Source organism: Prochlorococcus sp. MIT 1314, from assembly GCF_034093315.1.
GTDB lineage: Bacteria > Cyanobacteriota > Cyanobacteriia > PCC-6307 > Cyanobiaceae > Prochlorococcus_A > Prochlorococcus_A marinus_Y.
Genome location: NZ_CP139300.1, coordinates 1,274,416 through 1,296,347 on the forward strand (window position 1 = coordinate 1,274,416; position 21,932 = coordinate 1,296,347).

Genomic DNA, 21,932 nt, shown 5'->3' on the forward strand with positions numbered 1-21,932 from the left:
AGTTAACTTACTGCAAGATTTTTTGCTAATTCGGCTTTCTTCTCTAAAATTGCAGCAGCAGATAAATGACCACTCATTGTAGCTCCTTCCATAGAGTCTATATAATCTTGTTTTGTGTAACTACCTGCCATAAAGAAATTGGATATTGATGTTTTTTGATCGGGTCTGAAATGTTCCATACCTGGAGATTCTCTATAGAGTGATTGTGGAATTTGTACTACGTTACTCCAAAGCAATTTAAGGTTTTTTGAAGATGGGAATAGTCGGCGAACTTCTTTATCAATTTCTTTTGTAATTCTTTCTGTAGATCTTCCCATCCATCTATCACCGGGAGTTAATACGCATTGAAGGAGTGATCCCATATCTTTTTTTCTATAATCCGCTGGACTCGATAGTGCTAAATCAGCAAAACAACTGAAAGAAGCATCAGCAGAATATAGAAGATTATCTAGTCCAGTGGGTGAGTTTCCAGTATTATCTTTTTGTAATTCAGTAACCCAACCGTCGTACCTTAATTGGATTGTGGCTACTGCAACTGCTCTAAGTTTTTTTAAACCTTCAAATTCTTTAAATTGATACCATTCTTTTGGAATTATTTTTTTTATTCCAGGAACATCACAGGCAGCTAGAAATTTATCTGCAAAGACTGCCTTAATTCCTTCAGGAGAAGATATTTTTAACTGATTAACTGAATAAGAGGAAGATTCCTTTTCATAAATAATTTCTTCGACCTTATGATTTAGATGAATTTTGGCCCCTTTTTTTGTAATGTAGTCGACAATAGGTTGAGTTAACCACTTATGAGGCGAACCTTTTAAAAGATTAAGTTTTGAGGCTTCTGTTTTTGAAGCAAACATCATGAAGATAGTGAGCATACATCTTGCTGAAATATCTTTGCAATTTATAAAACCCAAAGCATATGCAATAGGATCCCACATTCTTTCTAAACTTTTTTCACTTCCACCATGGTTTAAAAACCATTCTTTAAAACTAATCCTATCTAGATCTCTAATTATTTTCATTGCACCTTCATAGTCTATCAATCCTCGAACTATTGGGCTTGTCCCTAAAGCTAGGGCATTTCTGAGCTTGTCTACCCACGTAAGTTGCTCGGTTGTAAAAAACGCTTTTAGTCCATTAAATGGAGCACCTAAGGGGAATCTGAAATCTAATGATTTCAAATTGCCACCATTATTAATGAATAGATGAGTATGTTCTTTTGGGAGTAAATTATCTAAAGCTCCCACTTTTTTCATTAATTTAAAGAGATTTGCATAATTATAAAAAAAGACATGTAAACCCATTTCTATATGGTTGCCATCCTTATCTTCCCAACTTCCGACTTTACCTCCCCAAAAAGACCTGCTCTCGAAAATTTCTACTTGGTGACCTTCATCAACTAAATCGACTGCCGCTGTAAGACCAGCTAATCCAGAACCAACTATTGCAATTTTCACTTTTTCTTTAAATTATAACAAATCAAGTTTGGATATTGTTTGTTCTATGCATCCTATCGATTAAGTTTTTATATTATAAATAGTAAGAATTCTTTGTTTATGGAAAATGTAAAAGTTAAAGAGGAAATTAAGAATTCTGATGATGGCAAAGGTATTTTAATTACTAATGATGCCATAGATCAAATCGCGAATTTATTGAAAGGTCAAAGTGATAAAAAAGCACTAAGGGTAGGCGTAAGATCAGGAGGTTGTAGTGGGATGAGTTATACGATGGATTTTATAGGAAGTAATGAAATAAATCCCGATGATAAAGTTTATGATTATTCATTAAATGCTGATCAAACCTTTCAAGTTGTTTGTGATCCTAAAAGTCTATTATATATATATGGAATGCAATTAGATTTTAGTAAGGAATTAATTGGTGGTGGCTTTAATTTTGTAAATCCAAATGCTTCTCAAACTTGCGGTTGTGGAAGTTCCTTTGCAGTTTAAATAATAATGAATAACGAAATTAATCCTATTGAAGATGATTTTAATGCAGCTCTATCAAGATATAAAGCTGGTCAAGATTTAATTCCTATAGTTCAAGATTTCCAAAAAATTATACAACAAATACCAAATCATTTTGCTGCTTGGACTTGTTTGTCATGGCTTCAATTACTATTGAAAAATAATGAAGAAGCTTTGGCAGCTGCCAGACAAGCGGTTCGATTAAATCAGCAAGATCCACAAGCAAGAATGAATTTGTCTTTAGCTCTTTTAGCTACCAATAATAAAGGAGTTAGGGATCATATTGAGTTAATAAAAAAAATGTCTATGATGATGCCAGATGTTAAAAGTGAGTTGAAAGAATCTGTTGAAGATGGCTTTAGTAGATATCCGGATTGGCCTGAGTTAACAAAAGTTAAAAAATGGTTGGAATTTTAAATTGTCCAAAATTTTAATATTAAGTAACGGACATGGAGAAGATCTATCTGGAAGCTTGATAGCTAATCAATTCGTAAAAATTGGTTATTCTGTTAATGCTTTGCCAATTGTTGGTAAAGGAATTCATTATGAAAAAGAAAAAATTAAGATTATTGGAAAAACTAAAGAATTTAGTACTGGAGGTATTGGCTATAATTCTTTTAAGGGAAGACTAACTGAAATATTTAGAGGAGAAATAATTTATCTTCTAAAAAGATTATATTTAACTTATAAAATAAGAAAAAAATATGATTATTTTTTTGTTGTTGGCGATATTGTGCCACTTTTTTTTGCATGGGTTTGTAAGAAAGAATTTTTTACATATCTAGTTGCTTATTCCAGTCATTATGAAGGGAAGTTGAGATTACCATGGCCCTCTAAATTTTTCTTGCTCTCACAAAAGGCAAAAAAAATATATACGAGAGATTCTCTTACGGCTAATGATTTAACTTTGCAATTAAAAAAGAAAGTCTCTTTTTTGGGTAATCCATTTATGGATAAGTTTTTTTTTAGAGATAAAGAATTAAAGAAATCTGAATTTAGTATTGGATTATTCCCAGGGAGTAGATTCCCCGAGATTTTGGATAATTTTGTTTTGATTTTAGATTTATTAGAAGCTCTATCAGATTTGAGATATTTTCAAAAGATTGAATTTAATTTTGCAATAGTTAATGCTTTATCTGCATCAAAAATAAAGGAGATATTGCAAAACAGAAAATGGGTATATCTAGAAAAAATAAAAGATAGACATCTCTTGAAATTCCAATATAAATCTTTAGAAGTGAATATATATTGGAATAATTTTGACAAAATATTATTGAAAAGTAGATGCTGTATCAGTATGGCAGGAACAGCAGCAGAGCAAGCGATTGGATTAGGAAAACCAGTTATTCAGATTGAAGGTAAAGGTCCACAATTTACAAAATCTTTTGCAGAAGCGCAAAGACGTTTGCTTGGGAAATATGTTTTTTGTGCTAGTAATTATAAAGATAAGAAAGATCAAATAAATCAGACCATAAAATTGATCATACAAGTAATATATCTAATAAAGCTAAATAATAATTTTTTGATCTCATGTAATGAAAATGCCAAAAAAAGATTAGGTGAAAACAAAGCTTGTATTAAGATGGTTCATGATATGAATATTGTCATGAACAATGACCAAGGAAAATAATCAAAATTACTTAAAACAAATAATCGATAATTTGTTATTAATAAATTTATTCATAGTAATTTTTTTTGCAATATTTTTTATTTTTGCAATCATCATGCAATTAAATGGGATATTCATTTTTATTAATTTTATTCAGAGAGTTTGGAATCCCCTTATAGTCCCATTAATAACTATCCTTATTATTGGTGCTTTAGTAAACGGTATTAATTCTTGGTGGAGGCGTAAATTGCTTTCTCAAGAAGAGGATATTTAAAATTATAATTTTTGAGTTTACTGCTTATTACTTTTTGTCCTTCTAATACAACTTTTGCTCCATCTCCCAACAATATTTTTAGAACTGCACCTGGTACTGGTAGTAAATTAGGTCTATTGAGACATTTGCCTAAAGTCTGAGAAAAATCCCTCATTAATACTGGATTTGGTGCAACAGCATTAAATACTCCTGAATACTTTTGATCAACTAATGCTTGTGTTATTAATGAACAAAAATCACTTCTATGAATCCAACTCATCCATTGCATGCCATCTCCAATTGGGCCACCTAATCCAACCTTAAATATAGGGAGCATTTTTCCTAATGCTCCTCCATCTGCCTCTAGAACAATTCCAATTCTAAAAATAACTAACCTTGAGAAAAATGGTTTTTTTTCAGCTACAGCTTCCCATTTTTTGCAAAGATTAGCTAAAAAGTCTTTTCCTCCAATACTATTTTCATTGAATTCACCAGAAAGACTGGTACCGTAATAACCTATTGCTGATCCATTTATTATCACTTTTGGGGTGATTTTGTAATTTTTAAGAGTATTCATCATGAATTTTGTGGTATTGATACGACTATTTTCAATCTCCTGTTTTTGCGCATAAGTCCATTTTTTTTCTGCTATGGGTTCTCCCATTAAGTTAATAATTCCATCTATATCTCTTAAAATATTGAGAAGATTTTCGTTGTTCCAGTTTTGTTCTTTTGATAAATCTATTTGAACAAATTTAAACTTATTGAAATCTAAAGTAAGCTTTAATTTACTTATGGGTTTTCTACTTACAATGTATATCTCGTGATTTTCATTGAGTAGTGTTGGCACTAATTCTTTGCCAATAAATCCAGTACAGCCAAGTAGTAAAAGACGCATATTTTAAAGATATTTATCATTTAAGGCTATTAAATTTTTTAGAAGTTTGTAATTATTATTCTGTTATCAATTTTTTTTAAAATATTTATCAAACAAGTTTTTGTATAATAAATTTCAAATAACTTTGTTGGCTTTATTATGACAGATTCTATGCAAAAGAAACCTCTCAAGAAAGGAAGCTTAGTTTTTGTAGATAGAGAAAATTATCTAAAAAGTATCGAGGCGCTTGCCAGTGATGATAATTTGCCTAATTATGTTTTTGAAGGTCCTGGAGAGATTCTTGCCGTCAAAGATGAATATGCTCAGGTTCGATGGCGGAGACCTGTCCCAGATGTTTGGTTCAAATTAGATCAACTTAAAGAATATATTCAATAGAATTTTAAATCTAAAAATCTTTATTTTTTTTCTCTTTAGCCATTTTAGTTTGAATTCTTTTTGCTTGTTTAATCATTTCTTTACCGTCAAATAAGTAATCATCGACATATCCTTGTGTATATCTATCAAACTCAGATAATGCATCTTTAACTTGTGAAAAACAATGATAAAGATCCAAGCCTAACGCTGTAATAGACTTTGGTACAAATTTTTGGTTATAGATATTATCAACTTTGTCTATTTTCTTTTTTGAAACGCTTATGTAATTGCAAAAATTTTCCATTAACTGGTCATCATAAGGATCAGCAGATAATTCTTTTATTTCATTATTCAAAGGTTTAATTATTTGGCTAATTAATCTATTGATGGGAGTGTAAATTTCTTTAATCCATGTTTCAACTTCTTTGTCTTTTATTGACGAGTTATATTTTTTTGAATTAAATTTCTCTTCCCAATTTTCATTTAATGAATGAAATGAGGTATTGGAAGAGAACATTTTTCTATCATATTTTTCTTTTTTCACAGGGTCATTTAGAGTCTCCCAAGCATTTTGTATTGCAAGAAATCGTTCTTTTTCTCCGCCTGCATCAGGATGATGTTTTTTAACTAATGAACGATATGAAGATTTAAGTTCACTTTTGGTTGCATTCTTTTTTAGGCCTAATTCTTCATAAAAATTTTTCACCATCTATTTAAAAGTAGTAATTAAAGATAACCATCTTTTCTGGCTTGAATGGAAGTATTAGATTCAAACATTGCAGTTGATAAATATCTTTCACCAAAACTAGGAAGAATCACTATCAATCTTTTATTAATTAGATCTTTTCTACCTCCTATTTTTATAGTGGCTGCTAAAGCTGCACCGCTGCTGATACCAGATAAAAGACCCTCTAAGCGAGCTAATAAACGCCCATAATAAAACGCTTCATCGTCATCTATTTTGATAATTTCATCTATCAATTTAGTATTAAGAACTTTAGGTACGAAACCTGCTCCTATTCCTTGAATTGAATGCGATCCTGCTTTTTCTCCGGAAATCACAGCACTTTTTTTGGGCTCTACAGCATAAATTTTGCAATTTGGATTAACTTTTTTTAAGAAACGTGCACAACCAGTAATTGTTCCTCCGGTGCCTACTCCGGTAACTAGTCCATCTAAATTGTAGTTAGATTGAGTCCATATTTCTTGCGCCGTAGTTCTTTCATGAATATCTGGATTAGCGTAGTTTTCAAATTGATTAAATTGATAGCTATTGGGAATGCTTAAAGACAACTCATTAGCTAAATCTAAAGCTCCTTTCATCCCTTCTTCTCCTGGTGTTAGCTGTAATTCTGCGCCATAAGCTCTCAACATTGCCCTTCTTTCAATACTCATCGTATCCGGCATAGTTAATATCAATTTATAGCCTTTAGCTGCAGCAACCATTGCTAATGCAATGCCAGTATTCCCACTTGTTGCTTCAATTAATGTTGTTTGATTTGCTGTTATCAATCCTTCTTCTTCAGCTTTACATAACATTGAATAAGCTATTCGATCTTTAACAGATGCTGATGGATTGAAACTTTCAAGCTTGGCTATTATTTCTGGATAACAATTAAAGTACTTTCTGATTCGATTTAATTTAACTAAAGGTGTATTGCCTACAAGTGAAGTTATATCATTTGCTATTTCCATGAAATCATTATTTAAACTGCAAAATTAATTTCTATTTACATAATAATTGTATTTAAAGATCTTTTATATAATTTTCTCAAAAGAATTTAATTTAAAATAACTTTCTGCGGAAGAATATTTATTATTATAAAAAGGAGTTTTGATAATTATTATGTATTCGCTTGAACTAAGTCTCAGATATTCACCTTTTCCGCTTTCAATTCAGAAAAAAGAATTAGAGGATGTAAAAAGAATTTATGAAGAAATAAAAAATTCTATGAGTGAAAATTTAGAAACTTCAAACTTGATTGAATTAAAGTGTGACAAAGTTCAAGATAAATTAATTGCCGTCAGATCCCAAGAAATTATTTCTGTTCAGATTTATGAAAAGTCCTCAGTCGCGGGAGGATCTAAAAGACCAGGATTCTCTCTAAACATTGACTAATCAGAGTAATGAGAGATTATTTTGGAAATCAAATACCTCAAATAAATTTCAAAGATGTCTCTTTTTCATATTCTGAAGAAAAAGAAAATTTAATTTATAAATGTAATTTCTCAATAAAGAAATCTGGATTTTGGATGGTCGTCGGTAAAAATGGAAGTGGAAAAAGTACGCTTTTGAAATTAATAAGTGGAATAATTAAACCGAATAATGGAATCGTTACTTGTAAAGCAAATATTGGTATGGTATTTCAAAATCCAGATCATCAAATCTTGATGCCAAATTGCAGAAGTGAACTTCTGCTTAGTATTAATCAGAATATAAGTGATTATGAAATTAAGGAAAAAATTGACTATGTGCTTGATAAGGTTGGATTGAATGGCTTTGAAAAAAGGCCAGTGCATACTTTAAGTGGCGGGCAAAAACAACGCTTAACTATTGCATGCGCTCTTATTAGCAATAGAAATTTTATTCTTTTGGATGAGCCTACAGCATTACTTGATAAAACCAGCCAATTAAAAGTTTTAAAAACCATTAAGAATCTTACAAGTGACAATAGAAAACCTATATCAGCTTTATGGATAACTCACCGTTATGAGGAATTAACTTACGCTGACGCAGTAGCAGAGTTGCAAAATGGTTTTTTGTCTAGTTGGCAAGAACCATCAAAATTTCAATATAATTAATTCTTTTACTTGTCATAAGGCACTTTAAAGAGCTAAATTCATCTTATATTCCTCGGTAGCTCAGCGGTAGAGCGATCGACTGTTAATCGATTGGTCGCAGGTTCGAATCCCGCCCGGGGAGCTTTACTTGAATCATCTTGAATATTCATAAAGACCCAAAAGGGTCTTTTTTATTGACATTACTTTCATGTGATCAAATTCTCGTGAAAACACAGGCTGATAATAGTTCAAAATTTTTGATGAAAGTTGGTTTTTTGATGTGTTTTAGCTATTTGTAAAAATGTGTTTTTTATGTTTTGTAGCCTTTAAAAAAATGTTTTTTAGGCAACTTCTGGACTCCATCCTTTTCGGTTATACGTCCAAGATATTTTGCTTGCAAAAACAAATAATTAGATAATATTTGAATTATGAAAACATCAGTCAAGATACCTCCTCACCTAGTAATAGAACCCTCTAAAGAGGTCATTTTCTATATGCCTAAAAAGTCTGATGCTGCTCAGGAAATTTCTATCTGGTTGAAAGAACTAAATCTTCCCGACTACAAAGGAATGGTCATGAACAGCAAATGTATGTTCAACAGATTGAACAATAAGCAATGTGAATAGAACGCCTATTTATCAATAGGCAAATTGATGATTTTTGTACATTTTTCTATAATCATCGTGCAATCTTTCAGTCGCTAATCTTCTATTCTTTATTGCATCTCTAATCAAATCCATTTCATTGAATTTTCTATTGAGAATAGTGAAAGGAGTAATAAGTTTCATAAGACCTCCTATATCTACACTTATATTTTCCTCCTTTTGACTTGAAATTCATAGGGTATTTCTACCCGAGTATTAGTGCTTTGTGGTTGTCACGACTATTTTTTCCCTTACAAGAGGAGTAGAAATAATTCAGGAGTCAAAGCACTTCCCCGACTTTGTAGACAAGGAAGTGAACAAGACTCGAAGAGGGCAAACAAATGCCCTCTTATTTTATTTTTAGGCAAATTCAGGAACCAAAATATTAGTTTTTATGTGTTTTTTTCTATGAGATATAAACTATTTGATTGACTATGAATGTCTATAAAAGGTTATGAAAAATCTACCTATCTTTCGCCCGGGGAGTTCTTTTTTAGCATCAAATAATTATAAGACCCAAAAATCGGGTCTTTTTTTGTAAAAAATAAAGAATTTCATAGTTTCTTACTTTAACAGCAGTCAACTTGCTTCAAATCGCCTCTTTAAGACTTTCGCCCGAGTAGTTGTATTATTTTTTTTCTAAGTTAGCCTAGTTTTTTAATAAACCTAGTCCAAATGCCAGTTGAGATGTCTTTATTTAACTTTTCTTGATTTTCTACATATCTATCCCATAAGCAATAGTGAAGTAGAAGAACATATCTATCTTGAAAAGATTTGTTAAGACTACCTCTATGTAGACATAAGCCTGTGTTAGCAAGAAGACCTGTACCAATTGGACCAATATTATCTATTTTCTTATTACTTAACTCTCTATCAAATCGCTTCTGATCAATAAATAATCCATTTTTCAGATTTCTTGCCTTTTTAACACCAAGAATTTTTTTTATTAACCCATTATAAAGTAGTTTCCAGGTAACTTTTGAATCTAACACCTCAGTTGGACCCATTGATTCTGAGATGTCTGATAGATTAACAAATAATTTAAAACATTTTAGAGAAAACCTATCAAGATGCCATTTCTGACTACCAATAAGTTTTTTACCAAGTATATTGGCTTTAGATCTGAATATCCCTCCCCCAACAAATACCAATTCACCAAAATCTGTTCTTAAAGTATCTAATAAGTTATTGTTATTGCCAATTTCTAGAAATTTATTATAGGCCTCATGATCAAGATCTTCTCTCAAAATATTATAAAAATATGGTTTGTCTATATCATTTTCATACCCTATTAATTTACATTTTTCTAGATATGGCCTAAATATTTCTGCAATATTAGAACAATCTAGGATTGCTGCATTGTTTTTTCTAAAATCACTGTATCCATTTAAATTAAATTCATAGGCATGATCAGCTGTTTTATTACGATATAAATGTTTGTTTTTCTTTAATTGTGTATAACCTATAAAATCCTTTACTCTTCCTGGTAAATATGGGTTAAAAGTATAAAGGCTTATCTTATTGACTATAAAATCAATAAAAGAATAAAGCTTTTTCATCTTAACTTGTGTTGGCGCTTGATTCGAATATAGTGACTTCAGGAAGAAATTTAAATTGTTATATTTTTATTTTAATAAACCTTGAAGAACAGTTCTTAATCTAATTGAAGATAATCCATCTTTATTCCCAAGGTACTGATCAAGTAGTTTTTCTCCATCAATGGTTAATTTATTTTCTTCTTGAACACTGCTAAACCTATCACAGAATTTATACATTTCTTCAACGCTCTTTAATTCTTCAATTGATCGATTTAAATCCAAAGTACCTAACCTACCACTTTCTTTTGATTTATCAGCCTCTTCAAAAGATAATGTCCCAACATAACAATGTGCGGCTAAGGCCTCAAAAATTACAGTAGAGTTGAAAGCAATTACAACTTTAGAATTTTTGAGCAAGGATTGAGCAGTTCCTTGTTTAACTAATCTTATATTCTTCAAATCTTTAATCTCATTAATATCATGATCTGACATCTCAAACCCAACCTTAGATTTTAATACAATGTTTAAATTAGGATTAATATTCGCATATTTTATAATTGCTTTAAGATAAGAAGTTTGTAGATTGCTCCAGTCCCACCTAATACTATTGTAAAGTTTTAGATCCTTAAGTTTCCCCCACATATCTTCACCTTTGAAAAAGTGCTCTGGCAGATATGTGTATTTTCCAAACCAGAAAAAACTTACATCTATACTTCTTTCTGAAAAGTTATTTAATTTAAATAATTCATCTATTCTAGGTGCCCCAGTTACTCGAGTGATACATTTTGAAGGTACTACTGAATTATCTTTAAGGTTATTTAATTCATCTTGATTATAGGTTAACAAAACAGAGCCAGTGAAAGGACCTGTTCTTTCCCTAAAAATATAGTTGCGAACCAATATTTCTATTGGACTAGTTATGCATTCTTTATGTAAGACAACAAATTCTATGCCATTATCTAAAGCTGCTTTTGCAAGTTCTCGTTGCTCTACATAGTAATAAGCTCCAGATATTATTCCTTGCAAATTAATAACTCTTTTAAGAAGGAAGATAAATAGCCAATATATTTTGTATAGTCTTTTCTTCCTATTTATTATTTTTTCTGAGTTACTAATGTAATTATAAATACTAAGATTATCCCCAATAATGCATTTAGTTAATGCAACCAAAGGACCACGTTTTAATGAGACAAAATTAACATCTAAATATTTACTAGAGATAGCTTTAATATCATCATTGAATACTAATTTAGGTATAAATAGCCAGACGGGTTTCTTAGAGTATAAAGCTTTAATTAGATAAGGAATTTTGATTTTCCCATTTATTTGCCTCAAAAACAAACTTATCTTGAGAAATAAGAGTAGAGACCTCAGTATGTCTTGTGACCTTTGCAAGGTTTTGAGTCTAAGCATTAAACCATTATATCTAATCTTAATGTTATTTTATTGATGAAAATCATTGAAAATATTTCTCTTAATCTTTCTCTTGTTTGTTATGTATATATTGTTATTGTATGAAAGTTAATTAAAAGGATATTTAAACATACAGTAATGCCTAGCTTTCTTGGCTTTATCCCATGTAGATCTGGTTCTAAACGAATACCAGACAAAAATTTGTCAGTATTCTATTCGAAAACATTAATTCAAAGAGCGCATGATTTAGCAGAAGCCTCTAGCATGATAGATGGCATAATTATCTCTACAGATTCTGAGATTTATCTTGATAAAATTGAGAAAGGGAAAAAGTATATTGATATAGGATTAAGGTCTGAAATTAATTCTCAGGATTCGATTACTGATGATCTTGTAATTCAAGAGGTTCTAATTAAGTTAGAGCAAATCAATTATTCTTACGATTATGTTGTTCATATTCGTCCAACATACCCAGCAATTACTGTAAGTTATATAGATGATGCTATTAACCATTTTCTATCTTCTAAGCAAGCAACTAGTTTAAAAAGTGTTGAAAGGCTTCAACTTTATAAGGAAAAGTGTTTAATTGAGTCTCCCGATGATTCAGACAGATTAATAGGTTTAGATGGAGATATATATAATCAAAAGAGTTTTACTCCCTCTCAAGACTGCAATAATCTTTTTGGGCAGACAGGTGCTGTGGATATTTATAGCACAACCTCTATAAAGAAGGGGTCTTTATGGGGTAACTATTGCTTAAAATATGAATTTGGAAATGTTGCTGCTGATTTAGATGAGTATTATGATTTTCCAGCAGCTTATGGAAGTTTAGATCAGTTAAATTTGAAGGTAAATGGAGAATTAAATAGTCAAATTGAGATCTGTTTTGATATAGATGGAGTATTATTTTCTAGATCGAAAGAAAATGACTATAGTGATATTTATCCAAATCATGGGGCAATAAAACTATTGCAGTCATTGCATAGTAATGGATACAGAATAATCTTACATACAGCAAGAGGTTCTAAAACAGGTAAAGACTGGAGTGATATAACAGAGGATCAATTACGAAGTTTTTCAATTCCTTACGATGAACTTTTATTTGGGAAGCCCGGATCTGATTTTTATATTGATGACAGAAGTATTACATTAAGTCAGTTAAAAAGTTTAACTGATATGGATTAAATAAGTTTTAAATAAGATACATCTTAAGCATAAATAAATCTGTTTATTCACTTTTATATAGTTAGTTTATTTACATTAATAAATCATCTGTTTCTCTTGAATTATTACTTGAAGTGCTAAACATGGATTTGACACACAATTTACAAATAGGATCATCTTGGTATCTACCTTGAGAATGTATTTTCTGAATGAATTTCATCTTTTCAGAGTTCCATGCATCATATAAACTTGTTTCGGGAAATTTTCCTAAAGATAATGCTGTGGAATACATTAAACAACATGGTGTTATATCATTATTTTTGATAACAAGTCTTTGATAGGGTTGTACACACTTGAACCCTTCATTAGAGGAAATATTTGCTGAGGGATAAGCTTCTCTAGGGGCATAAAAGTCCGAGAAATCTTTTCCTGGAGTAGGAGGCATAAAGTTTTGAATAGTTACCATATCGACTCTGGAACTCCAGTATTCAATAAAGTCATCTAGCTCTTTATAATTTTTTTTCTGTAAAACAAAACTGACACCAGTTACAGGCAAATCATATCCTCCTTTACGTTTTTCCTCTAAGAAAGATTCTATATTCTTTAAAACTTTCGAATAATTTCCTCCCACCCTAATTGCTGAATAGGTTTCCTCGGTAAAAGCATCAAGGCTAAATCTTAATCTTGTAACTCCCGAATCTAATAATTTTTTAGCTCTTTCTTTAAATAACAATGAACCATTTGTATTGAACATAATATCGATAAAACCATGATTGTATGCATAAGAAATATATTCTTCCAGCTTTGGATTTAAAAGAGGCTCATTATTGCCTTGTACAGACATCGACGGACATTTATATGTTTCTGCTTCATCTATTGCAAGTTTAAATGTATTGAAGTCAAGATCATCTCCTTGGTAATACTTTTTAAGCTCGTCAGGGTATGCCAAAATACATTGAGGGCATCTATAGTTACATCTTTGATTCATATCAAAATGTAAGAATAAAGGAAATTCTGTTAGGATCTCAAATCTATTTGCAGCATCCCAAGTCTTTCTATAGTCAATAAACTTTTTACCTAAGATTTTACTAAGCTTATTATTGATATCTTGTTCCTTGGAGTAATGAGCTACTTTCCCATCAGTAGTATATACTTTCTTTGCCATGTCAACTAAATTTAATTGATCAATTTATTGATATAATAGAACAAAATAATGGCTTTATCACTAGAAATATTTTTTGCTTTTTTAAACGAAATAAGTTTGGGCCTTTATCACAGAAATAAGTTAAGGTTTTTCAAATTAAGAAGTTATTTATCTCATTTAGCTTGAGTAAAAATAGTCCAGGATTTTTAAGGACTTATTCCACTTTATTTATACGCAGTTTCATTCGACTTGTAGAGGGCAAATTTATATCCTCCCCTTTTTTATTTAAGGTAATTTAAAATATTTTAATTCTCTAATTAGATGAAAATTTGAATTTAAAAACCTTCAAATAAAATCTAATATTTATATTAAAAGAAAATATTCAAGAAAGAAAAATTAGCATATTATTCATAACAATAATTTGATCACTATAATTATTGTTTTTAACATCTTCAATTATTTGATTTTAAACTTAAGATACCTTGCTTTTTAGAACACTATTTAGAACATTATTTAGAACACTATTTAGAACATTAAAAAGAACCATTTCTTTGATTGATTTTCAAATTCTATATATGCAACATATTTTTCTGTTGGTGTAATCTAAATCACAACTTTTAGGAAATTTTAGTCATCCCACATATCTTTTTTTTCTTGATCTAAATTATTCGTTTCAAGTAATTCTAATCTTTGTTTCTGTAGATCTATTTCTGTTTCAAGAACGTTTTTATCGTCACTATATTTTCTTTGTAATTCTAAGATCACACTTTCAAATTGCTCTCCATAAAAATCTGACATTTCATTCCATGCTTCTATTTCTTCTTCTTTGCCAATAGTATCGTTTATCTGATGAGAAATAATTTCTAGGACATATTGTTTAAGTTCTTGATGACTCATAGATTCAACTTTTTTATGAATATATAATTCTTTAAGATTTTCTAGTTGTTTTTTTGATAAATCAGAATAGATAAATGACTTCTTTTTCATAAATACTGAGATTATTTTTAATATAGACAAAATTCTTAGCTTAAACACTAATGAAAATCTAAAGCCATACAATCAGTTGAAAACTCCTTAAAAACTCAGAATAGCCATTTAATTCCATTTTAAGATGCCTTGCTATGACAAATTGATTGAGATATGCTTCCTAATTAAATATCTACATTATTTCAAATATCCTTCTAATTATTAAGAAATAGTTAATAAAAACGAAAGAAATTATAAAATTTAAAATTTTTAAAAATTTGTAATTTCCCTCTCATGCCCTGTCATTATTGAGTTAACTGGCAAATCTTATTGATAAAATTGTTTACATTAATTCAGCAATCTTTCTAAATTCTTGAGAGAATCGTATTACTAAAATTTAATTTTAATTTAATAGTCTATAAATATGAAAATTTCAATCCTTTTAATTGAAGATGATCGTGATATGCGTGAATTGGTAGCTAGGCATTTGGAACATTCTGGTTTCGACGTCCAAAAAGCTGAAGATGGCATTAAAGGCCAAGCATTAGCTCTTCAGTATTCACCGGATTTAATACTCTTAGATTTAATGCTACCAAGTGTTGATGGATTAACTTTATGTCAGCGACTTAGAAGAGATGAAAGAACTTCAAATATTCCAATCTTGATGATAACTGCATTGGGTGGCCTCAAAGATAAAGTTACTGGTTTTAATTCTGGAGCTGATGATTACATTACCAAACCATTTGATTTAGAAGAATTACATGTACGCATAAAAGCGTTGTTAAGGAGAACTAACAGAGCACAGTTGAATTCTAGTAATCAGCAAGAAATTCTAAATTACGGTCCTCTCACTCTTGTACCGGAAAGATTTGAGGCTATCTGGTTTGAATTGCCTGTTAGATTAACACATCTTGAATTTGAATTAATTCATTGTCTTTTACAAAGGCATGGTCAAACTGTATCACCAGCATTGATTCTTAAAGAGGTGTGGGGCTATGAACCTGACGATGATATTGAGACAATCAGAGTTCATATTAGACACTTACGAACTAAGCTAGAACCTGACCCACGCAAGCCTATATATATAAAAACTGTATATGGAGCGGGATATTGTCTTGAGTTACCAATTGGTTCTCAAGTTGAAACTGCTAAGCAAGAGTTTATTCAAGCAAGAAATCCTGATTTAATCAATTCTGCAATAGATTAAATTTCATATATCTTCCATTGAAATTTTTAAAAAAGTAATTTCCCATGCCAACCTTGGTTGAATGTTTTGTCTTAAGTGAAATTTTAAATTTTCAAGTTTTTTTATTAGATCAATATTTTTTGTCTTTCTCCACCAAATAATTTGAATTAAATTGACTAAATAAGTCTGTTGATATATTTCTAATTCTTCAGATATTAATTTACATACTTCTAATATTTCTAGATTATTTTTTATTGGAGAATCTAATTTACTTGTAATTTCATTTGATAATTCATTCCAAATTTCAATATTCTTCAATAATTGCCCTGGAGATCCATTCGCAGAATTTATTAAATCTTCAAATTTTAGTTTTGTATTTCTATTAGATTTAGCAGGATCAAAATAATCTTTTAAGATAGATTGCATTTGTTTACTAGAACAGGATCGAAACCGGACTAATTGACATCTTGAAATGATCGTATCTAAAAGAAGGTTTAATTTTGATGTTAATAAAATAAAAATGCCATTACTGGGTTCTTCTAAGGTTTTTAAAAGGCAATTTGAGGCTGATTCATTTAGAAGGTGCGCATCAATAATTAAAACAATTTTTTTTCCTGAGTTTATTGATTTCTGACCAAGAAAAGTTTTTATAAAACGTATTTGAGCAATCTTAATAATCTCAGATCCACTTTTTTTTGTTTTTTCAAGATAGGAACTTTCTGATCTTTTAGCTTCCGAAAGAGAATTAGGTTCGATAATTAGAAAATCAGGATGGTTATTATTGGTAATTCTCTCTTCAATATTTCCGCTTAGGGAAGATTGTTTTAAAATTTCTTTTATAAAATTAAGAGCAGTTTGTGTTTTCCCTACTCCTTCGGCACCATAAAATATATACCCATTAGCATATGATTTGGTTTTAATTATGCTTTTAAGGCATTTATTGGTTTCTTCATTAATAAAAAAATTATTTTTTTTAAACTCACTCATGTTTTATTAGAAAATTTTTTTAATAAAGTCTCTTTAATTTGATTAGAAATCGTTTTAATATTTTGTGATGCAGATATTATTTTCCAGTTTTTTTCTTTGGCAATTACTTTGAAGCCTGCATTTACTTTTTCTAAAAATCTAATACCTTCAGATTCTATTCTATCTGGAATTTTATTTTTTCTTCGCAAGATACTTTCTTCTGGAGAAATTTCTAAGAAGAAAGTTAGGTCAGGATATTCTCCTTGACACACAATAGATTCAATATTTTTAATTATTTCTAAATTTATGTTTCTTCCATAACCTTGATAAGCCAGAGTTGAATCGGCAAATCTATCACTTATCACCCAATCATTGTTATTTAAGGCAGGTGAAATAATTTTTGAGATATGTTCAGCTCTATCAGCTGAATAAAGCAATAATTCAGCAAGCGATGAAGGCTTGTTATTCTTATTGTTATCAAGGATCAGTCCTCTAAGTTTTTTGCCTAACAGGCTTCCTCCTGGCTCTCTTGTTGTGATTAATTTAGACCCTTTTTTTATTAGACCACTATTAGGTAGCCATTTAGATAATTCATCTATCTGAGTAGTCTTACCACATCCATCAATACCTTCAATAACAATAAATTTTCCTTTCATTTACTCCAAAGATAAAGCATTAATTACAACTGTAATAGAGCTAGTAGCCATTAATAATGCTGCTATTGAGGGAGTAAGAAGAATGCCATATTTAGGGAATAAAATTCCAGCGGCTATTGGTATAGCTAGTAAGTTGTAACCAAAAGCCCATATTAGATTCTGCTTTATTTTTCTTATAGTTTTTTTTGCAAGATTTAATGCGTAGGGTAATCCATTTAATTGATCTCCCATCAATACAACATCTGCATTTGCCTTAGCTATTTGAGTTCCTGAGCCCACCGCAATTCCTAAGTCTGAGGATGCTAACGCTGGGACATCATTAATTCCATCACCAATCATAGCTACTTTATTATTGATTTTTAAATTTTCTATAGTCTTAAGTTTCATTTGAGGAAGAAGATCCCATTTTACTTCGGTTTCTTTACAACCAATTTTTTTTGCTAAAGCTAAAACTGTTTGTTTTCTATCTCCACTTAAAATATTAATTTTAAATTTGTTTTCTCTTAATTTTTGAACTGTTTTTATTGAATCCTCTCTGAGTAAATCTCCTAACAAGATAAAGCCTAATAACTTATCGTTTATACTTACTCCAATGATTGTATTCGATTGTGTCTCTTCGTTTTCAATTACTTTTTTTGCATTACTATCAATAATTATTCCTTTGCTGAGTAGCCATTCAATATTTCCAATATTGATAAGTCCATCAATTGAATCAAGTTCCCCAGATATACCTCTACCTGAATGGGTGAAAATTTTTTTTATTGGAAATAAATTTAAGTTTTGTTTTTGAGCCTCTTGAATCAATGCATTTGCTATTGGATGTCTGCTTTCCTTTTCTAAACTAGCAGCTATTCTTAATAAGAATGAATGATCATTATTATTTTTATAATCAACAATAAAAGGCTTACCTTTTGTTAACGTACCCGTCTTATCAAAGATAATATGATTAATTTTTGAAGCAATCTCTATTTTGTCACCTCCTTTAAATAAAACCCCTTTTTTTGCTGCTTTACCTGATGCGACAGTGATTACTGTTGGTGTGGCTAAACCTAATGCACAAGGACAAGCTATTACTAAAACAGCAATTGACAATTGAATTGCTAAACTCAGGAAACTCTCAGCATTACTACCAAGAGAACTATGAAGTGTGTGGCTTGAGTTTGTTATAAATTGATGATGATTAGGACTTAATAAATCAGGCCAAATGTATTTGGCCCCCTTCCACCAAAAAAAGAAACTTAAAGTGGCAAATATAAGTACAAAGTAAGTAAATTTGCCTGCAATTTTATCGGCAATTCTTTGAATGGGAGGTTTATTAGCGTTTACAGACTCAATAAGACTTACTAGTTTTGCAAGCGAAGAATCACCTCCCACTTTTTGTACTTTTAGTTTAAGAGTGGAATTAAGGTTTAAAGATCCACTGGATAAATTCTCGCCTTCTTTTACTTCGATAGGTTTTGATTCTCCAGTAATATGTGAGACATCAACATATGAATTCCCTTGAGTAACAATGCAGTCAGCGGGTACTCTGTCTCCTGCTAAAACTTGAATCTCTTGATTAGGTTTTAAAGTATTTACTCTTATTGACTTTATTTGATTATCTTCTGTGTAGATATTTGCCATTTCAGGTTGAAGTTCTAATAACTCTCCAATGGATGAGCCAGTTTGATATCTAGCTCTTTCTTCTAAGAAACGCCCAATCAGTATAAATCCCAATAACATGACTGGTTCATTAAAAAAACAAGGGAAACCAGTAGCAGGGAATATTAAGGATAGAAGGCTTGTTGTATATGCGCTAGTTACTCCAAGAGCTACTAAAGAATCCATATCCGGACGGTTCTTTATAAAAGCTTTAAATCCATTAATAATTATTCCTCTTCCAGGCAATAATAAAGCTAATGTTGCTAATAAGGCGTGAAAAAATATATTGCCTAGTATTGGAAAATTTATATATCTACCTTCTGCTAGATGACCTAAACCCGAAAAGAGCAAAAGTAATAGAGCAAAAGTTAGTTTTTGCCATTGGTTATTCCATTTCTTTTTTTTTTCTAACTCTGCTTGATTTATTTTTTTTGAAAAATCATTTATGTAGATCTTTGATGGGAATCCATTATCTTTTAGGTTTTCGAGAACTGTTTCTATTTCTACATGTTTCTGGTTAATTTCAAAATATGCACTTTCAGTGAGTAAGTTAACAGAAACATTTGTAATACCATCAGAATTATTTAATATTTTTTCAACAGTACTAACGCAACCCCCGCACTTCATCCCTGTAATGCTTAATTGAATGCTCTCCATATTTTTCACGATAGGAGCAAATTAATGCTTGACTTTATTTTCATCTATAATAATAAATGTAATAGACTTTTTAAATAGTTAATTTTTAAATTACTATATTAATTTTATTAGATCTAAAGCAGTGCCTAGTAATCAAAACAGAGACAATTTTATTGATAAAGCTTTTACAGTAATTGCTGAATCTATAGTTAAAATAATGCCCATTGCAGAGAAAGAGAAAAAAGCCTATATCTATTATAGAGATGGCCTAGCCGCCCAAAATAATGGAGATTATTCGGAAGCATTAGAGTATTACAAAGAGAGTTTAAGACTTGAAGAAAATAAAATCGATAGGGGTGAGACTTTAAAAAATATGGCAATAATATATATGAGTAACGGTGAAGAGGATTTGTCTATTGAAACTTATGAAAAAGCATTAGTAGAAAATCCTAAACAGCCTTCATGTCTGAAAAATATAGGTCTGATTTATGAAAAAAGAGGAAGATACGCTGAACAAAATGGTGATTTAGATCAGAGAGATATTTGGTTTGACAAAGCTGCAGAAGTCTGGTCTAAAGCAGTGAGATTATATCCTGGTGGATATCTTGATATTGAGAATTGGCTGAAAAATTCAGGAAGAAGTTCAATCGATATGTATCTCTAATATTTTTTAATTCAATAAGGAATAATCTACTGCTTCTTTAATATTAGAAATCTCTTTGATATTGATTATATTTTTAAAAATTTTATTAAGATCCTCGTCTAATTTCGGTACAATTATATTTTTGATCCCTATTCTTGCAGCCTCTTCTATTTTTGTTCGAAGGTTATTCGATTTTCTAACTTGACCGCTCAGACCCAGTTCTCCAATATATGAGCTACTCGTCAAAGGAGGAATATTTTTCAAACTTGATAAAATTGATATTGCTACACCTAAGTCAGATGAAGGATCATTTATTTCAAAACCCCCCCCAGTAGCTACATAACAATCAAATTCAGATAATTTAATACCTACGTGTTTTTCAATAACGGCCAAAATTTGATGTAATCTGTTAATGCTAATTCCAGTTGTTGTTCGTCTTGGATTACTATAAAAAGTTTTATTTACTAGTGCTTGTATATCTACTGCGAATGGTCGAGTTCCTTCATTAGTTATCGTAGTTGTTACTCCTGAAATGTTTTCTTTATTTGTAAAGATTGAACTTGGGTTTTTTATTTCTCTTAATCCCTCTTCAAGCATTTCAAAAATTCCGATTTCAAAGGTTGATCCAAATCGATTTTTTATACCTCTTAGTAATCTATGTGAGGAAATATTATCTCCTTCAAAGTTTATTACTACATCAACTAAATGCTCTAGAGTTTTTGGACCAGCTAAAGCTCCATCTTTGGTAACATGACCAATTACTAGAAGTGCAATATTATTGTCTTTAGCCAGATTTTGCAATTCAGATGAACATGTTCTAACTTGAGAGACCGATCCTGGCGAACTTTCCATTTCATGATTATGGATAGCTTGAATACTATCAATAATTGCAAAGCTTGGATTTACGCGTTTGATCTCTTCAATAATTAAGGATATATTTGTTTCTGCAAAAATTTTTAAATCAATACTCTTTTGATTTAATCTTTCCCATCTGATTTTTACTTGTTCTAATGATTCTTCCGCGGTAACGTATAAAACTTTCTCATTGAGAGATATTTTGCTTGCTGCTTGAAGAACTATTGTACTTTTGCCTATACCTGGCTCTCCTCCAAGTAGTACAACAGATCCAGGCACTATACCACCTCCAAGAACTCGATCAAATTCCTTAAATCCAGTGGTAAATCTTGATATTTTTTTAGATGAAATTTCATTGAAAGGTATGGATTTCTTATTATTTTTAAAATCTTGATATTTAGGTCTCTTGTTTTTAAGTTCTTCAACAATTGAATTCCATGAGTTGCAATTAAGGCATTTCCCAAAGTATTGAGAAGTTTTAGTTCCGCAATTTTGACATATAAAAGTCGATAATTTGCTAGACATTAAGTTTTTGAATAAGGTGATGGAACTAGAATGTTTGGGATATTGCCCCTCTACAAGTTAGATTAGGTTAATAATTAATTCTCTTACTGATTA

24 protein-coding genes and 1 tRNA gene are annotated in these 21,932 nt (G+C 30.4%); 12 read left to right on the forward strand and 13 right to left on the reverse strand.

The features are described from left to right. Positions 1-2: 2 nt before the first annotated feature. Positions 3-1,457, reverse strand: a complete 1,455-nt coding sequence (zds, locus tag SOI86_RS07205; protein WP_320681156.1) for a 9,9'-di-cis-zeta-carotene desaturase — start codon at positions 1,455-1,457, stop codon at positions 3-5. A gap of 99 nt (positions 1,458-1,556) precedes the next feature. Between zds and SOI86_RS07210 the strand changes: the two genes are divergently transcribed. Genes SOI86_RS07210 through SOI86_RS07225 form a run of 4 tightly spaced genes read left to right on the forward strand, consistent with a single transcriptional unit; the run spans position 1,557 to position 3,850 of the window. Then, on the forward strand, positions 1,557-1,949 hold the full coding sequence (locus SOI86_RS07210) for an iron-sulfur cluster assembly accessory protein (protein ID WP_320681157.1): 393 nt from the start codon (positions 1,557-1,559) through the stop codon (positions 1,947-1,949). A gap of 6 nt (positions 1,950-1,955) precedes the next feature. After that, complete coding sequence (locus SOI86_RS07215) at positions 1,956-2,384, forward strand: hypothetical protein (RefSeq protein WP_320681158.1); 429 nt, start codon at positions 1,956-1,958, stop codon at positions 2,382-2,384. A 1-nt stretch (position 2,385) separates the two neighbouring features. Beyond that, on the forward strand, positions 2,386-3,597 hold the full coding sequence (locus SOI86_RS07220) for a lipid-A-disaccharide synthase-related protein (protein WP_320681159.1): 1,212 nt from the start codon (positions 2,386-2,388) through the stop codon (positions 3,595-3,597). Next, positions 3,581-3,850: a hypothetical protein gene (locus SOI86_RS07225; protein WP_320681160.1), complete on the forward strand. Its 270-nt coding sequence runs from the start codon at positions 3,581-3,583 to the stop codon at positions 3,848-3,850. Before SOI86_RS07220 ends, SOI86_RS07225 begins: the two co-directional genes overlap by 17 nt. Here the strand turns inward: SOI86_RS07225 and SOI86_RS07230 are convergent. Next, on the reverse strand, positions 3,801-4,727 hold the full coding sequence (locus SOI86_RS07230) for a TIGR01777 family oxidoreductase (RefSeq protein WP_320681161.1): 927 nt from the start codon (positions 4,725-4,727) through the stop codon (positions 3,801-3,803). The two genes, SOI86_RS07225 and SOI86_RS07230, sit on opposite strands and share 50 nt — an antisense overlap. 138 nt (positions 4,728-4,865) lie before the next feature. Between SOI86_RS07230 and SOI86_RS07235 the strand changes: the two genes are divergently transcribed. After that, entirely contained in the window at positions 4,866-5,102 is a 237-nt protein-coding gene (locus SOI86_RS07235; RefSeq protein WP_320681162.1) for an NAD(P)H-quinone oxidoreductase subunit O, read from the forward strand. Positions 5,103-5,112: 10 nt separating this feature from the next. Here the strand turns inward: SOI86_RS07235 and SOI86_RS07240 are convergent, their stop codons facing one another. Both SOI86_RS07240 and cysK read right to left on the reverse strand, forming a co-directional pair. After that, positions 5,113-5,790 carry a J domain-containing protein gene (locus tag SOI86_RS07240; RefSeq protein ID WP_320681163.1) on the reverse strand — a complete coding sequence of 226 codons (678 nt, stop codon included), beginning with the start codon at positions 5,788-5,790 and terminating at the stop codon, positions 5,113-5,115. A 17-nt stretch (positions 5,791-5,807) separates the two neighbouring features. Beyond that, positions 5,808-6,776 carry a cysteine synthase A gene (cysK, locus tag SOI86_RS07245; RefSeq protein ID WP_320681164.1) on the reverse strand — a complete coding sequence of 323 codons (969 nt, stop codon included), beginning with the start codon at positions 6,774-6,776 and terminating at the stop codon, positions 5,808-5,810. 151 nt (positions 6,777-6,927) lie between these two features. Here cysK and SOI86_RS07250 point away from each other — a divergent pair, with 151 nt between their 5' ends. From SOI86_RS07250 to SOI86_RS07265, 4 genes are all read left to right on the forward strand, one after another. Further along, positions 6,928-7,200 (forward strand): hypothetical protein, encoded by a 273-nt coding sequence (locus SOI86_RS07250; protein ID WP_320681165.1) that lies wholly within the window; start codon positions 6,928-6,930, stop codon positions 7,198-7,200. A gap of 8 nt (positions 7,201-7,208) precedes the next feature. Then, a complete protein-coding gene (locus SOI86_RS07255) occupies positions 7,209-7,883 on the forward strand; it encodes an ABC transporter ATP-binding protein (RefSeq protein ID WP_320681166.1) in 675 nt (224 codons plus the stop codon). A 49-nt stretch (positions 7,884-7,932) separates the two neighbouring features. Further along, positions 7,933-8,004, forward strand: a tRNA-Asn gene (locus tag SOI86_RS07260). A gap of 286 nt (positions 8,005-8,290) precedes the next feature. Further along, entirely contained in the window at positions 8,291-8,488 is a 198-nt protein-coding gene (locus SOI86_RS07265) for a hypothetical protein (protein ID WP_320681167.1), read from the forward strand. A 12-nt stretch (positions 8,489-8,500) separates the two neighbouring features. On the opposite strand, the gene SOI86_RS07270 is transcribed toward SOI86_RS07265, so the two are convergent. The 3 genes from SOI86_RS07270 to SOI86_RS07280 all read right to left on the reverse strand — a co-directional run bounded on the left by SOI86_RS07270 (position 8,501) and on the right by SOI86_RS07280 (position 11,457). Beyond that, positions 8,501-8,650: a hypothetical protein gene (locus SOI86_RS07270; protein WP_320681168.1), complete on the reverse strand. Its 150-nt coding sequence runs from the start codon at positions 8,648-8,650 to the stop codon at positions 8,501-8,503. A 500-nt stretch (positions 8,651-9,150) separates the two neighbouring features. Beyond that, positions 9,151-10,065 carry a hypothetical protein gene (locus SOI86_RS07275; protein ID WP_320681169.1) on the reverse strand — a complete coding sequence of 305 codons (915 nt, stop codon included), beginning with the start codon at positions 10,063-10,065 and terminating at the stop codon, positions 9,151-9,153. A 66-nt stretch (positions 10,066-10,131) separates the two neighbouring features. Further along, positions 10,132-11,457, reverse strand: a complete 1,326-nt coding sequence (locus SOI86_RS07280) for a hypothetical protein (protein WP_320681170.1) — start codon at positions 11,455-11,457, stop codon at positions 10,132-10,134. Between the two features lie 138 nt (positions 11,458-11,595). Here SOI86_RS07280 and SOI86_RS07285 point away from each other — a divergent pair, with 138 nt between their 5' ends. Next, entirely contained in the window at positions 11,596-12,642 is a 1,047-nt protein-coding gene (locus SOI86_RS07285; RefSeq protein ID WP_320681171.1) for a cytidylyltransferase domain-containing protein, read from the forward strand. 70 nt (positions 12,643-12,712) lie between these two features. On the opposite strand, the gene SOI86_RS07290 is transcribed toward SOI86_RS07285, so the two are convergent. After that, a complete protein-coding gene (locus SOI86_RS07290) occupies positions 12,713-13,786 on the reverse strand; it encodes a radical SAM/SPASM domain-containing protein (RefSeq protein ID WP_320681172.1) in 1,074 nt (357 codons plus the stop codon). A 606-nt stretch (positions 13,787-14,392) separates the two neighbouring features. Further along, positions 14,393-14,752: a hypothetical protein gene (locus tag SOI86_RS07295; protein ID WP_320681173.1), complete on the reverse strand. Its 360-nt coding sequence runs from the start codon at positions 14,750-14,752 to the stop codon at positions 14,393-14,395. Positions 14,753-15,155: 403 nt separating this feature from the next. Between SOI86_RS07295 and SOI86_RS07300 the strand changes: the two genes are divergently transcribed. Continuing rightward, positions 15,156-15,938, forward strand: coding sequence for a response regulator transcription factor (locus SOI86_RS07300; RefSeq protein ID WP_320681174.1), 783 nt, complete (start codon positions 15,156-15,158; stop codon positions 15,936-15,938). A 3-nt stretch (positions 15,939-15,941) separates the two neighbouring features. Here SOI86_RS07300 and SOI86_RS07305 read toward each other — a convergent pair whose 3' ends face one another. The 3 genes from SOI86_RS07305 to SOI86_RS07315 are packed head-to-tail and all read right to left on the reverse strand — an operon-like array spanning position 15,942 to position 19,837. Beyond that, the gene (locus SOI86_RS07305; protein WP_320681175.1) at positions 15,942-16,904 is read right to left on the reverse strand and encodes a DNA polymerase III subunit delta'; all 963 of its coding nucleotides are present in this window, start codon (positions 16,902-16,904) and stop codon (positions 15,942-15,944) included. Beyond that, positions 16,901-17,539, reverse strand: coding sequence for a dTMP kinase (gene tmk, locus SOI86_RS07310; RefSeq protein ID WP_320681176.1), 639 nt, complete (start codon positions 17,537-17,539; stop codon positions 16,901-16,903). The genes SOI86_RS07305 and tmk overlap by 4 nt, the downstream gene beginning before the upstream one ends. After that, a complete protein-coding gene (locus SOI86_RS07315; protein ID WP_320681177.1) occupies positions 17,540-19,837 on the reverse strand; it encodes a cation-translocating P-type ATPase in 2,298 nt (765 codons plus the stop codon). A gap of 121 nt (positions 19,838-19,958) precedes the next feature. On the opposite strand from SOI86_RS07315, the gene SOI86_RS07320 reads away from it, so the two are divergent. Further along, positions 19,959-20,480 carry a photosystem I assembly protein Ycf3 gene (locus SOI86_RS07320; protein WP_320681178.1) on the forward strand — a complete coding sequence of 174 codons (522 nt, stop codon included), beginning with the start codon at positions 19,959-19,961 and terminating at the stop codon, positions 20,478-20,480. A gap of 6 nt (positions 20,481-20,486) precedes the next feature. On the opposite strand, the gene radA is transcribed toward SOI86_RS07320, so the two are convergent. Then, positions 20,487-21,839: a DNA repair protein RadA gene (gene radA / locus SOI86_RS07325; RefSeq protein WP_320681179.1), complete on the reverse strand. Its 1,353-nt coding sequence runs from the start codon at positions 21,837-21,839 to the stop codon at positions 20,487-20,489. Between the last annotated feature and the right edge of the window lie 93 nt (positions 21,840-21,932).

Bases quoted from the DNA above. Each gene is read 5' to 3' on its own strand.
- SOI86_RS07210 (WP_320681157.1), top strand. From the start codon at position 1,557: ATGGAAAATGTAAAAGTTAAAGAGGAAATTAAGAATTCTGATGATGGC.
- SOI86_RS07300 (WP_320681174.1), top strand. From the start codon at position 15,156: ATGAAAATTTCAATCCTTTTAATTGAAGATGATCGTGATATGCGTGAA.
- SOI86_RS07280 (WP_320681170.1), bottom strand. From the start codon at position 11,457: ATGCTTAGACTCAAAACCTTGCAAAGGTCACAAGACATACTGAGGTCT.
- SOI86_RS07265 (WP_320681167.1), top strand. From the start codon at position 8,291: ATGAAAACATCAGTCAAGATACCTCCTCACCTAGTAATAGAACCCTCT.
- SOI86_RS07225 (WP_320681160.1), top strand. From the start codon at position 3,581: ATGACCAAGGAAAATAATCAAAATTACTTAAAACAAATAATCGATAAT.
- SOI86_RS07240 (WP_320681163.1), bottom strand. From the start codon at position 5,790: ATGGTGAAAAATTTTTATGAAGAATTAGGCCTAAAAAAGAATGCAACC.
- SOI86_RS07230 (WP_320681161.1), bottom strand. From the start codon at position 4,727: ATGCGTCTTTTACTACTTGGCTGTACTGGATTTATTGGCAAAGAATTA.
- radA (WP_320681179.1), bottom strand. From the start codon at position 21,839: ATGTCTAGCAAATTATCGACTTTTATATGTCAAAATTGCGGAACTAAA.
- SOI86_RS07285 (WP_320681171.1), top strand. From the start codon at position 11,596: ATGCCTAGCTTTCTTGGCTTTATCCCATGTAGATCTGGTTCTAAACGA.
- SOI86_RS07250 (WP_320681165.1), top strand. From the start codon at position 6,928: ATGTATTCGCTTGAACTAAGTCTCAGATATTCACCTTTTCCGCTTTCA.
- SOI86_RS07295 (WP_320681173.1), bottom strand. From the start codon at position 14,752: ATGAAAAAGAAGTCATTTATCTATTCTGATTTATCAAAAAAACAACTA.
- SOI86_RS07290 (WP_320681172.1), bottom strand. From the start codon at position 13,786: ATGGCAAAGAAAGTATATACTACTGATGGGAAAGTAGCTCATTACTCC.
- SOI86_RS07235 (WP_320681162.1), top strand. From the start codon at position 4,866: ATGACAGATTCTATGCAAAAGAAACCTCTCAAGAAAGGAAGCTTAGTT.
- tmk (WP_320681176.1), bottom strand. From the start codon at position 17,539: ATGAAAGGAAAATTTATTGTTATTGAAGGTATTGATGGATGTGGTAAG.
- SOI86_RS07215 (WP_320681158.1), top strand. From the start codon at position 1,956: ATGAATAACGAAATTAATCCTATTGAAGATGATTTTAATGCAGCTCTA.
- cysK (WP_320681164.1), bottom strand. From the start codon at position 6,776: ATGGAAATAGCAAATGATATAACTTCACTTGTAGGCAATACACCTTTA.
- SOI86_RS07255 (WP_320681166.1), top strand. From the start codon at position 7,209: ATGAGAGATTATTTTGGAAATCAAATACCTCAAATAAATTTCAAAGAT.
- SOI86_RS07275 (WP_320681169.1), bottom strand. From the start codon at position 10,065: ATGAAAAAGCTTTATTCTTTTATTGATTTTATAGTCAATAAGATAAGC.
- SOI86_RS07305 (WP_320681175.1), bottom strand. From the start codon at position 16,904: ATGAGTGAGTTTAAAAAAAATAATTTTTTTATTAATGAAGAAACCAAT.
- SOI86_RS07270 (WP_320681168.1), bottom strand. From the start codon at position 8,650: ATGAAACTTATTACTCCTTTCACTATTCTCAATAGAAAATTCAATGAA.
- SOI86_RS07315 (WP_320681177.1), bottom strand. From the start codon at position 19,837: ATGGAGAGCATTCAATTAAGCATTACAGGGATGAAGTGCGGGGGTTGC.